Below are 12,070 nucleotides of genomic sequence, written 5' to 3'. Positions count from 1 at the left end.
AGAGGGCGATCGGGGGGCGACCTCCCGGCCGCCCCCCGTTGGTTTGTGCGGTCTCCCGCGGAACCTCGACTACCGGGACCGCCCCATCCGGTACGGCTCGAACCGGTAGACGGCGTGGTAGTAGACCCCGGTCAACGTGTTGACGTGCGGATACCACTCGGGGATCTCGACCATCAGGTGAGTCGGGTTGGCGTCAAGGCTCATCCGCTCCACGTCGTTCAGCAGGCTCATCCGCTCCGCCGGGTCGACCGACGCCAGCGCCGCGTCTCCTGCCGCCTTGATCTCGTCATAGAGAAGCCAGCCCTCGGCATTGTCGGGCCAGAGCGAGCGCTGCCAGTTCAGGAATCCGTCCGCGAACGACACCTGCGCCGAGTTCATGGCCGACGGATATTCCGGGAACCAGTCGCTCACGTTGATGTCGAGGTCGCCCTTGCGGAAGTCGGTGAAGAACACACCGACGTCTCGGATCTGCACCTCGGTCTTGACGCCGATGTCGGCAAAGTCGGCGGCCAGCTTCTGCGCAACGTCGCCGAAACCGGGGCAGAAGCCGCTCCACTGGAACGTCTGGAGGCGGATCGGGTTCTCCGGATCGTCGTAGCCGTCCGGGTAGCCCGCCTCTGCCAGCAGTTCCCGTGCCCTGTCCAGGTCACGCTCGTAGCCCTCCGTGATGCCTCCCAGGCGCATCGGCGCCAGGCCGTACACCCGGTTGGCGGTGTATCCGGGGCAGAGTCGCTGGAGGCCGTCGTAGTCGATGGCGTACTTGAGCGCCTGCTGGACCGTCGGGTTGGCCACGAACGCGTTGTTGTCCGGGTCGGTCGTGAACATCACGTAGTACCAGTGGTTGGTGTTGGCCTGGAGGATCGTGAAGTCGTCACCGAGCGAGGCCGCCTGATGCGGGATCACCGTCCATGCCAGGTCGATGTCGCCGCGGGACAGTGCGTCGATGCGTGACTGGGCTTCGGGGATGTTCACGAAGATGACCCTCTCCATCACGGCGGGCGGGCCTTCCCAGTAGTCGTCCACCCGGACGATCTCGAGGCGGCTGCCCGGTTCGGAGAAGTCGAAGGTGAACGGCCCGGAGCCGGCGCTGTTCAGAGCCAGCCACTCACCGGCCGTATCGGTCTCGGAGGCGTCCTCGCCGGCCGCACCGCCGTTGGCCATCACCAACTCGCTGTTGAGGACGCTGAAGGCGGCCGCGGTGGTCAGGGCCGGGAACTCCGCGTCTGCGTTTTCGAGGTTGAATACCACGGTCTGATCGTCGGGCGTCACGGCGCTGACGATGTTGGCCCCCTGGTAGGACGGCGTGGCGGCTACGTTCTTCAGCCGCATGAACGAGAAGGCCACGTCCTCGGAGGTGACCGGTGATCCGTCGTGGAAGCGGGCGTCCGGGTCCAGCTTGAAGGTCCACTGGGTGGCGTCCGCGTTGGACGACCACTCGGTGGCCAACTCGGGAAGCAACTGCTGGTAGTCGTAGCCGTTATCGGTCTCCGCCCACTGCGTGAGGGTGTTGTACACGGATCCGAGCACCAGCACGTACAACTCCTCGAAGGCCCGCGCCGGATCGAAAATGGTGTCGCTATCCATCTTCTTGCCGATCACCACGGTCGCCTCGCGGCCCGTCAGGGGTTCGGCCATCGCCTCGGTGGTAGTCGTCGTGGGAGCGGCGGTCGTCGTGGTCGGCTCACCCGCCGGCGCCTCGGTCGTGGTGGTCGTTCCCACCTCCACAACCGTGGTAGCGGTTGTCTCCGCGGGCGCAGCGGTGGTTGCCGGCGCGGCCGTCGTCGCAGGTGCCGCCTCGTCCGGTTCGTCCGTGCCGCAGGCGACGGCGAACACAGCCAGTGTCAACAACAGTGCCAGCCATCGTCCTGGTCGGTGCTTGTGCATCGTTCTTCCCTTCGTCCGGACCCCGGGTACGAACGTCCACTTGCTCCGCCTGACCCCGGAGTGGCCTCGGTTGAGCATACAGGGAGAGATTGTCCGGCGTCCGAGATAGTGGGATCGGCGAACCACCCTCACGGACCGTTCCCATCGTGGCCGCAGACCCGACGAAGCGATCGACGCAATGACCGTGCGAATCCAGCCGCGGACTAGCGGTCTACCGGCTGTCGGTTAGGTCTATTCGACCGTCCATGCGCAACTCTTCAACCAGAATGGCGATCCCAGCCGCTCCGATCGGCCAGGATCGCCGCCGCGCAGTTGTAACCAGGGGCCCCGGTGACCTCGCCACCGGGATGCGTGCCGGCGCCGCATAGGTACAACCCGGTGATCGGGCTCCGCCATCCACCCGAGTCCGGGAACGGTCGTCCGGTGAAGAACTGGCCGGGGAGATGGTCACCGTGATGGATGTCCCCGGCCGGCATGCCCAGCCTGCGCTCCAGGTCGGCCGGCGTGAAGAGGACGTAATCGACGAGCGCCCTGCGGAAATTGGGCACGTACTCGGTGATCCGATCGATCAGGTCTTCCGCCACGGAGGTGCGGAGATCGCTCCACGTTCCGTTCTCGGGAACCGGTGGTGCATACAGGACGAGGGCCGACACCGCGTGACCCCCCGGCGGCGCGCTGGCCGGGTCGAACGCAGTGTGCGTTCCCAGTTGGATGACGGGGTCCCTCGCCGGTCGGCCGGCGGCACAGTCCTCCCAGGCCGAGATGTAGTGGTCGATCGACCGGGTGATCCTCATGTACGACCCCGCCACCGGATCGTGGTCGGGGCCCAGGTAGCGTGACAGGTCCATCGGCTCCCGAAGGCCCGCGTGCAGCTTGAGGTAGCCGATCGTGCTCGAGATTTCCTCCACCCTCCCGAGAAACGACGGGTCCAACGCACCGGGGTCGACGAGCCACGTGTAGGTCGCCCGCGGACTCAGGTTGGACACGACCATGCCGGCGTCGAGACGGCTCCCATCCCCCAACTCGACCCCGGCCGCTCCCTCATCGTCCACCAGGATGCGTGTCACCGGGGCATCGGTCGTGATCTCCGCCCCTGCCCCGGCCGCCGCCTCGGCCATCGCGGAAGCGAGGGCGCCCATGCCGCCGTCCGGAAGCCCGGCCCAATCCGGATCCAGAGGAGCCGAGGCCCAGGCGGCCTCGAGCGGCGATCCGGGCTGGCGAGGATCGGCAGGCGCCGCGATGTAGGCGCCCTGGACGGCCTCGTCGGCAAAGTGATCCTGCACGAGCGATGCCATGTCTCCCGTCCGAAGGGTGTCGTACAGGTCGGGATCGCCCAATCGGGCAGACCGAGCACGCAGTTCCGACTCGGAAGGGGGTTCCCGTAACACGAACGGCTCGTAGAGCGCACCCGCCCGCTCCCACAATGCCGACCAGTCCGCCAGGCGAGCCGACGACCCAGGTGAGAAGGACTCGAGATCGGCGGCCGTGCGGCCCAGGTCACTCCACTGTTTGAGGGAGCGGCCGTCGGGATAGAGCCGCAGCACGGTCGGTTCCGGCTTGCGGACGGTGACACGTCCGGCAAGCCCCATGTCCTGGATCACCCGTGGTTGCAGGCCCCACAGCCTGAACGCGCACGTGGAGAAGCGAAACCCGTCAATCAGTTCTTCGGTGGCCACAGCGCCGCCCACGAGGCTTCGGGCCTCGAGAACCCGCACCCGGAGTCCGGCACGCGCCAGGTAGAACGCCGCCACCAACCCGTTGTGCCCGGCGCCCACGATGACGACATCCGTGTCGGTCCCCGTCGAGCCCCTCACGGGGGTCAGCCCACGATCGGCCAGGGGGTGAAGCTCCCCGGACCCACTTCTCTCTCGAAGCGGGAAGCGGCCGCGTCGATCCGGCGATACGCCTCGGCCGCGTCGAAGCGGGTGAAGCGACCCCCGTCGTAGACGGCTTCCCCATCGATGATGACCGTGTCGACCGTGCGGGTTTGGCGGTAGAACACCAGGCTGTCGACGGGGTCCTGGAATCTCGGGTGCGCTTCGGGCCGGTCCAGCGAGTGGATCACGATGTCGGCGCGCTTGCCGACCTCCAGCGACCCGATCTCGCCTGCCATGCCCACGGCCGCTGCACCGTGCAGTGTCGCCATCTCGAGGATCGTCTCCCCCGTGAAGACCGGCATCTCGTTCCGGACCTCGCGGAATCCCACCGCGGCGAGATACATCTGCCGCCCCACGTCGCGCCGGGCGCTCACTCCATCGGACCCGAGTGCGACCGCCAGACCGGCGCGCACCATCTCCGGGAAACGGCCCAGCCGAAGGGCCCCCATACCCCGGCGCACCGAGGCCGTCGGGCAGTGGACGACGTGGGTGCCCGAGTCGATCGTGAGCTCCAGCTCCCGATCGTCGAGGTGGATCATGTGCGCGAGCGTAAGCCCCGGCCCGAGGATTCCGAGGTCGGCCAGGTGTTCGAGGGGCCGCTTTCCGTGCTCGTCGAGCGAGGCGCTGACCTCCTCGGGTCCCCAGGACTGGTGCATGATCATGGGCACCCGGTGTTCGGCTGCCAACTCCCGGGCACGGACTAGCAGCTCGTCCGTGTTCCGCCCGCTGCCGAACATGTTGACTACGCCCCTCACCCGCCGCTCGCTGTGAAAGGGGTAATCCGCGATCTGGCGCCGCAGCCGCTCGAGCGCGACGGGGGTGGTCACGCCGAGGATGTCGATCTCCGACTGCGGCATGGAACCGAACCGCGGATCCTCGAGCTCGTCGGCGTCGATCTCGAGGTTGCCGTCGATGAGGAAGTGGCCGGGGAAGCCCCGGATACCAACCATCTCGAGGGCGCGCACCTCGTCTTCCAGCCAGAAGGCACTCCCGGTGTCGGCAAACATCGTCGTACCGTTGGCGACCATCTCCATAGACGAGATGAGAGTGCCGAAGTAGTCCATCTCCGGTGACCGCGCATCCCACAGCGCCAGCTCCAGATCGCTCCAGTCGGCGGTGTCCTTGGGCGCGAACCCGCGGATCAACTCCTGGCTGTTGACGTGAACGTGAGCATCGATGAATCCGGGGTGAACAAGAGCGCCCTGCAGGTCGCGTTCCACCGCGCCGTCGGGCACCGCAACCTCGTCATCCGGTCCGATGTCGACGATCCGGCCGTCGCCAATCGCAATCGAACCGTCCAGCAGGATACGGCGCTCGGGATCCATGGTGATGATGTGACCGTGCCGCAGCACGGTGTCGACACCCGTGGCCGGAAGCACTTCGCCGGCAGCCGTCATGGCACGAGGGGCCGGATAGCGAAGCGAGAGGGCCCAGCCATGGCTTCGCACCCTGCCGCTATCGCATCGATTGCCGCGTAGGCGTCGGCCTGACCAATGCGGGTGAACTCACCGCCTCCGGGCACGGCCTCTCCCTCTGCCCCGCCTACCGCCTACGACCCGACGAGCCAGCGGCGGGGGTTGTCCCGGGTGATCCTGTTGATCGTCTTCTCCGTGATGCCCAGGTCGCGCAGCGCCGGTAGGAACGTCTCGGAGAGATACACGAAACCGGGACCTCCGTGGATCTTGAACTGGGGGAACTTGCAGGTGTCGTGCGAGAGAAGGATGTGGTCCCCATGCCCCTTGTCGACCAACTCCTTCACAGTGTTCATGATGTGCTCCTCGAAGGTCCCCAGACCACTGTATTGTCCGCAGTTGTCGAACATGACGAAGACTCCTCGTGCGATGAGACCTTCGAGGAACTCCATGTGGGGATAGGAATCGCAGTGGGCCACCGCGACCCGCGACATGTCGACATCCTCTTCGTCGAAAATGGTCAAGATGTCGGGTGCGACCGGGCCGATGGCGTGGATGGCGCCCAGGGCGAGTCCGGTTGCCTTGTGGGCCCGCGCCGCCGCTCGCAGCACCCTCTCCTCCACCGGAGCGACCCAGGTCTTCTCCACACCGATCTCACCGATCACCCCGGGCTTGATGCCGGTACCGTCGACTCCGTCCGTGATCTCAGCGATGAGCTGGTCAGCGAGCGATCCGACGGTACGTCTCTCGATGACATCCTCGGGCCGGTAGTAGTTGCCCCGGTACCATCCGCAGCCCATCACGATGTGGATGCCCGTGTTCTGAGAGAGCTTGCGCAGGCGCTCCGGCGACCTGCCGATGTCCGGTACAGTCAGGTCTACGAGAGTGGTCCCGCCCAGTTCTCTAAACGCCGCGACCTCGGCCGTGACGACGCGGTCGTCATCGAACTGATCGGGGAAGTCATAGCGGTGCGCCGCCTGGCGCAGCTGGCAATAGGGATGCTCATGGGGAAGCACGTAGCCGAGTTGGTCTGCTGGTATAGGCCCCAGAACGGTCATCACGCTTCCCGGATCCGACATGATCCCTCTCCTGCGTTGCTCGCTGACACCGCGACAGTAAACGGGCCCCGGTCAGCGAGTCAACCGGTCCCGCATGCCGGGATCACGGACTTGCTCGGTCGCTTTCTCGTACAGGCAAAGGGCATGGAAGGCCCGCCATGACGGACCGGCTCGTCGTGGGCGTCGAAGGTCCCGACACGCCCCCTCGCAACTGGTCGATCGAGCGCGACCTGCTCGACGAGGCGGGCGCCGCCCTGATGACATCCGTTTGCAACAGCGAGGAAGAAGCGGCCGCAGCCTTGCGCGAAGCCGATGCCGGACTCGTCCACACCAGCCCGATCTCCGAGGTAATCCTGGAAGTCGCCTCGAAGTGCCGCGCCTTGATCCTCGGTGGCGTAGGCCACGAGCACGTCGATCTGGAGCTCGCCGCCGAGCGCGGCATTGCGGTCGCCAACGTGCCGGACTACTGCGTGGAGGAGGTGTCGGATCACGCCCTCGCGCTGCTTCTCGCCCTTGCCAGAGGCCTGCTCCCTCTGCATATGAGCAGCCGCCGCGGCGAGTGGGACCATTCGGGCGGAGGCAGGCTCACGCGCATCCGGGGATGCCGGCTCGGTCTCTACGGTTTCGGCCGTATCGCTCGCCGACTAGCGGACAAGGCACGCGGTATCGAGTTCGAGGTCATGGCGTTCGATCCGTATGTGGACCACTCCGACATGCGGGATGCCTCGGTGATGCCGGCGAAGAGCCTGGCCCACCTTCTCGGCTCTTCGGACTTCGTGTCACTGCACACCCATCAGACCCCGGAGACGGAGAACGTGATCAACGCCGACTCGATCCGGCTGATGAAGCCGGGTGCCCGGCTCGTCAACGTGTCTCGCGGCGCCTTGATCGAGGAGGGAGCGCTCTATGAGGCACTCAGTTCCGGGCACCTAGCCGGGGCGGCTCTCGACGTCATGGCCGTGGAGCCGTTCGACATGTACAGCCCGCTCCTGGGGCTCGACAACCTGGTTGTGACTCCCCACACCGCCTGGTACTCGGAGCAGTCCGTTCGCGACCTGAGCAGAAAGATGGCGGCCGCAGCGATCCAGGCGCTGCGAGGCGAGCTTCCCGACAACACGATCAACGCACCTGCAGAGCCGGGCTTCCCGTGGCTCGATTCGTGAGGTGCCGGAAGCAGAGCAGTACTACCGCCGGCGGTGGTTGCCGAACGAGCGGGGTGACGATGGTGCGCAGGCGTCGCAGATCATGGGATCCGCAGAGTCCTCATCGCGCTGGTCGAGTCCGACGGCGCCGCGGTCAGATCCATACTGTTCCAGCGCCGTGGCATCACCGCGCCTAGCCTACGGAGGGGTGAGAGCCGAGCCGTTGCAGCCAGAGTCTCCGTCACGATTCCGAGCCCGGTGGGACAAGTCAGCACGCCTCGGCGAGTGAATGCACCGGCCCACGAAAAAGCGTGGCGGGGATCGACCCTATCGGGAGGATTGCGTGCCGCCCTTGCGAGGAGACCTGATCAGCCTTCGCCTCGTGCGCAGTGCCGATATCGACGGCTTGATCCAGTTACTGAACGACCTCGGCACGCGCGGTGCTCTCGGCCACTTTCTCAAGTCCGAAACAGACATCCGCGGCCGGTTCGAGCGGGACGGCTACTGGTCCGACGACTCCGGAATGCTGCTCATGATCGATGCGGCCGCCGACACCGTCGGGTGGATCGGCTTCATTCCCGTCACCTACTACTTCTACGGCTACGAGATCAACTACCAGGTGTTCGGCGAGCAGTATTCCGGGAAGGGCTACGCAACCGAGTCCCTAGGGCTGCTTACCGAGTACCTGTTCTCGACCAAGCTGATGGACCGACTCCAGCTCAGTATCCATCCGGACAATCTCGCGTCGCAGCGGGTGGCGGAGAAGTGCGGCTACACCCGGGAGGGGGTGCTGCGCTCGCTCGGGTTCATTGATGGCCGGTTTCACGACATAGAGATGTGGTCGATCACCCGCCAGATGCACGAGGCGTTGTAACGAACCACGGAGCAAGCAGCGGCGTCACGCCCGATCAGCCATACGACCAAGCCGAAGTCCTCGATGCGTGGCAGTCGCCGGCGGTCTGGCTGCGCCCTCTCCCTTGTTACCTCGCAGTTTCGACGGACTCAGTGGCCGAGACCTGGCCGGCGCGGTGGGCTCGGCTATCACATCCCTGTTGCCGCCCCGGCCACCTTTCTGATGTCCGTCTTGCCGGTGGTGCGTTGGGGCACCCAGCTGATCAGCTTCTTGAATCCCTCGTTGAGGAGGAAGAAAGTCGTGAGGGCGTAGAGGGCCACGATGAACGCCACTATCAACAGCTGGGCGGTGTTGGTCCCGTGCACCGCCGCGTCAGCCAGGTGGCCCAGCCCGGAACCGAAACCCAGGAACTCGGCGACGATGGCCAGCGACCAACTCCCTCCCATGGCGAGCAGCAGGGCGGTGCGCAGTTCCGGAATCGACCCCGGCACTATCACTCTGTAGTAGGTCTGGAGCCGGGAGGCGCCCAGCGTACGGGCGCTTTCGATGTACCGGTCGGGCACGTTGGACACCGCATTCATGGTGGCCACCACCAGGACTATCCACACCCCGAAGGCGATGTAGATGGTGATACCCAGGAAGCGGCGGCCCAGGACGAGCTGCAACCAGGGAGCCGCCACCAGGAGAGGGATCATCCGCAGGAAGTTCATGGGCGCCCACGCGGTCTTGCGCACCGCCGGCCAGTAGGGAAGGAGCAGACCGGTCAGGAGGCCGAGCGCCATGCCGAGCACCAGGCCGCACAGCAGCCTGAAGAGGGTCACGCCCGAGTGATAGGCGATGGCGAGGAACGCACCCAACCAGGTCGCCTCCCCGCGGAGTATGGGAAGGGGCGCCAGTCCCTCGACATTGAAGCTCACCAACCCGAGGTCAAGCCCGCGGACAGTCCAGTACCTGGACATTCCGAAGAGGGTCTCACCGAACACGTAGTCCCATCCGGGAACCAGGGGATGCTCGAGAGTTCCATGAGGCACGACATAGGACGCCACCTGCCACGCCAGCATCAACATCACCCAGGAGACGAAGAAGAGCGGGCTGCGGCGCATGCCTGCCCACAGCATGTCCGGCCAGGCCGCTATCCCCCGTCCCGCCCTGACCAGAACGTCCTTGACCCGGGTCGTGCGCAACGCAACCGGCCAGGCCAAGAACAGCACCAACCCTGAAACGAGGTAAGACCACGTGACGGTGATCACACCGTCCGTATGTGTCCAGGTGACGAGGGGAAGGCCCTCAGGCAATTGAACAAGCATCCACGGGGTCAGGACGGCCCAGATAAGCCATCCAATCCAGAAGAGGGCTCGGAGGAGCGCAGGCTGCTGATTCAAACCGTCGTCGCCTTCCCTTGCCTACAGGGCCAGTTGGCGGCCGCCCTCGGACCACCTCGTCAAGGAGCGTATTCCCAGTACCAGGATCCCGTCGACCACCGCAGCCAGCACGCCGAAGAAGAGAATCAGAGCGACCACCGCGGTCGGTCCCCCCGCGTGGCCCATCACGTAGCTCCACATGCGGATCAGGAACCCTCCTCCCATCTGTGGTCCCAGCACCTCCACCAGCGTCCCCAACCCCCAGGCTCCTCCCAGAGTGATCCGGAAGCCTCCCGCGATCTCCGGAATCGTTCCCCGCAGGTACACCCATCGGAAGATCGTGCGGCGGTCCCCTCCCAGGGTGAGGGCTGATTCGATGATCCCCACCGGTATGTTCTCGGCCGCCCGGCGGGTGAAGAAGTACATCAGAAGGGTGGTGTAGAAGGCGACCACCCCGATGGTGGTCAACAGGGGGTAGTCGATCCCGAACCAGATCACGAAGAAAGGCGCCACGATGAAGATGGGGGTCGTCCCGAAGAAGCCGGTTACCGGTGTGACCACGTCGGCAATCCACGGCATGAGCAGACTGCTCAGCCCGACCGCCAAGCCGATGACCGTCCCCAGCGCGACTGCGATCAGGATGTTGCGGGTGGTGTGCAACAGATGGGGAAGGTACCCGAAACAGCGATCGGGAAGGCTGTCCAGCCTACCCCTTGTGAACTCCAGATCTGCCGCCTGGTCCGGACAGGCGTGGACGAAATTGTCCTTCATCGGCTCGCTGAACATCAGGTTGTCCTGGAAGTGGGTGAAGGCCTCGATCGGCGTCGGGATGAGAGAGGAGAGGGGCGAGAAGGGCGCGGCCAGCAGCTGCCAGTAAAGCAGGAACAGCAGCATCCCCAGGACCGAATAGAAAACGTAGGAGACCCGGCGGCGCCGCCTATTCCGGCGAGCGGTCGCTCGTACGTTGAGAACATCGGTGCTGGTCGTGGTCACGGCGTCCCTTCGTCGTCCTCGTGGTTTGGATTCACCCAAAGGACGGAGCGCGCTCGGCGCCCTTCTGTTTCCTACTCGGCGAACGCTACCGGAAAGCCTATCCGGCGGGAAAGACGAACGCGCCGAGCCGGTCGGCTTGCTCGGGGGGCGACCTGCTAGCCCGTTACCAGGTGATCCAGATGGCGGCGTCGACCGCCACGGGGAAGCCACCGTCCTGGAGGAGGAGCGGGTTGACATCGATCGCTTCGATGTTGTCGTTCTCGAGGCCGATGCGCCCGAGGGAGACCAGGATCCTGGACAGAGCAGCACGGTCTGCGGCTTCTGCGCCGCGGACAGGACCCAGGATTGCCGCTCCTCGTATGCTGTCCATCATCGCCATCGCGTCGCGTTCCTGGAGCGGGGCGATCCGGAAGCTGACATCATCCAGGACCTCGGTGTAGATGCCGCCCAGACCGAACATCACGCACGGGCCGAACTGTGGATCCCGGACCATGCCGGCCACGAGTTCGCGCGTTGCCCGGACTTGCTGCTGCACCAGGATGCCGTCCAACCCTCCGGCCGCAGCAGCCTCGATGGCCCTGAACGCCGACGCGACCTCGGCGCTCGTGGTGAGGTTCAGCTTGACTACTCCGACCTCCGACTTGTGCGTCAGGCCGGAGCCGCATCCCTTCAAGACCACGGGATATCCGGTGCCGGCGGCCGCCTCCACGGCCTCTTGCTGCGTGTTGACGAGGGTCGTATCCACCACGGGAATGCCATAGCTATCGAGGACGTTCCTGCTCTCGAACTCCGACAACGACCGCATCTCGCCCGCTCGGCCGGACGGATCGGCCCCGGTCTCCATCACGTTGCCTCCGCCGAGGCCACGAAACTCGAATAGTCGGCGAGCCGGGCCAGCGTTCGAGCGGTGGAGTCGATGTCCGGGAACAGTGGAATACCTCCGTCGACCAGTATTTCACCCATCTCCTTGATGACCTTGCGGTACTCGGGCCCCGAACGGTAGGAGCGCCATGTTGCTACCAGCGGCTTGCCGTTCATGTGCGCGGAGCCCGACTCGGCGAGGAAGGTGGCCAGCGCGGCTATCCGGTCGGGCGCCACGTCGTACATCCAGTCGACGTGGAAGTAGACGACCACCATGTCGAGATAGTCCTGCGAGCTGAGCACCTCCAGCACGGGCGGCATCTGCGCCGGGTCGGTCATCACATCGTGGGCGTCTACCGGATTCGTGATGATGTTGCCGGCCGCGGGAATGGTCTCACGAAGTTCGGCCCGGGCCTCGGCGGAGAGCGGCGGCAGGTCGAGGCCGGCCCGGCTGCATGCATCGGCTGCCAGCACGCTGCTGCCACCACCGGTCCCGAGGACGGCGACCCTGTGCCCGGCCGGCCGCCGGAGTCGTCTCAGGGCGTCGATCGTGTGCGCCATTTCCTGGACCGAGTCGACCCGGATCGCTCCGGTCTGCGCGAAGAACCCCTGCCAGATGCGGTCATCGC

10 protein-coding genes are annotated in these 12,070 nt (G+C 65.7%); 2 read left to right on the top strand and 8 right to left on the bottom strand.

Annotation, left to right across the window (positions count from 1 at the left end; all coding sequences use genetic code 11):
• Positions 1-69: 69 nt before the first annotated feature.
• The 4 genes from OXK16_02175 to OXK16_02160 form a co-directional block, all read right to left on the bottom strand.
• On the bottom strand, positions 70-1,848 hold the full coding sequence (locus OXK16_02175; GenBank protein ID MDE0374754.1) for an ABC transporter substrate-binding protein: 1,779 nt from the start codon (positions 1,846-1,848) through the stop codon (positions 70-72).
• A gap of 293 nt (positions 1,849-2,141) precedes the next feature.
• Complete coding sequence (locus OXK16_02170) at positions 2,142-3,698, bottom strand: NAD(P)/FAD-dependent oxidoreductase (protein MDE0374753.1); 1,557 nt, start codon at positions 3,696-3,698, stop codon at positions 2,142-2,144.
• Positions 3,699-3,703: 5 nt separating this feature from the next.
• Positions 3,704-5,158: an amidohydrolase family protein gene (locus OXK16_02165; protein ID MDE0374752.1), complete on the bottom strand. Its 1,455-nt coding sequence runs from the start codon at positions 5,156-5,158 to the stop codon at positions 3,704-3,706.
• A 152-nt stretch (positions 5,159-5,310) separates the two neighbouring features.
• Positions 5,311-6,252, bottom strand: coding sequence for a hypothetical protein (locus tag OXK16_02160; GenBank protein MDE0374751.1), 942 nt, complete (start codon positions 6,250-6,252; stop codon positions 5,311-5,313).
• 137 nt (positions 6,253-6,389) lie between these two features.
• Between OXK16_02160 and OXK16_02155 the strand changes: the two genes are divergently transcribed.
• Both OXK16_02155 and OXK16_02150 read left to right on the top strand, forming a co-directional pair.
• Entirely contained in the window at positions 6,390-7,394 is a 1,005-nt protein-coding gene (locus OXK16_02155) for a C-terminal binding protein (GenBank protein MDE0374750.1), read from the top strand.
• Positions 7,395-7,716: 322 nt separating this feature from the next.
• Positions 7,717-8,247, top strand: coding sequence for a GNAT family protein (locus OXK16_02150; GenBank protein ID MDE0374749.1), 531 nt, complete (start codon positions 7,717-7,719; stop codon positions 8,245-8,247).
• Between the two features lie 167 nt (positions 8,248-8,414).
• Here OXK16_02150 and OXK16_02145 read toward each other — a convergent pair whose 3' ends face one another.
• The 4 genes from OXK16_02145 to OXK16_02130 all read right to left on the bottom strand — a co-directional run.
• Positions 8,415-9,608: an ABC transporter permease subunit gene (locus tag OXK16_02145; GenBank protein ID MDE0374748.1), complete on the bottom strand. Its 1,194-nt coding sequence runs from the start codon at positions 9,606-9,608 to the stop codon at positions 8,415-8,417.
• Positions 9,609-9,629: 21 nt separating this feature from the next.
• Positions 9,630-10,580 (bottom strand): ABC transporter permease subunit, encoded by a 951-nt coding sequence (locus OXK16_02140; protein ID MDE0374747.1) that lies wholly within the window; start codon positions 10,578-10,580, stop codon positions 9,630-9,632.
• A 163-nt stretch (positions 10,581-10,743) separates the two neighbouring features.
• On the bottom strand, positions 10,744-11,424 hold the full coding sequence (locus OXK16_02135; GenBank protein MDE0374746.1) for an acetate--CoA ligase family protein: 681 nt from the start codon (positions 11,422-11,424) through the stop codon (positions 10,744-10,746).
• The coding region (locus OXK16_02130) for a hypothetical protein (protein MDE0374745.1) at positions 11,424-12,070 on the bottom strand (647 nt) is incomplete at its 5' end. The genes OXK16_02130 and OXK16_02135, both read right to left, overlap by 1 nt.

Source organism: bacterium (assembly GCA_028821235.1).
GTDB lineage: Bacteria > Actinomycetota > Acidimicrobiia > Spongiisociales > Spongiisociaceae > Spongiisocius.
The sequence above is the reverse complement of the archived record's forward strand: the minus strand, read 5'-3'. Positions and strand labels throughout refer to the sequence as shown.

Excerpts from the sequence above, each read along its gene's own strand:
- OXK16_02135 (MDE0374746.1), bottom strand. The coding sequence starts at position 11,424 with ATGGAGACCGGGGCCGATCCGTCCGGCCGAGCGGGCGAGATGCGGTCG.
- OXK16_02165 (MDE0374752.1), bottom strand. The coding sequence starts at position 5,158 with ATGACGGCTGCCGGCGAAGTGCTTCCGGCCACGGGTGTCGACACCGTG.
- OXK16_02155 (MDE0374750.1), top strand. The coding sequence starts at position 6,390 with ATGACGGACCGGCTCGTCGTGGGCGTCGAAGGTCCCGACACGCCCCCT.
- OXK16_02160 (MDE0374751.1), bottom strand. The coding sequence starts at position 6,252 with ATGTCGGATCCGGGAAGCGTGATGACCGTTCTGGGGCCTATACCAGCA.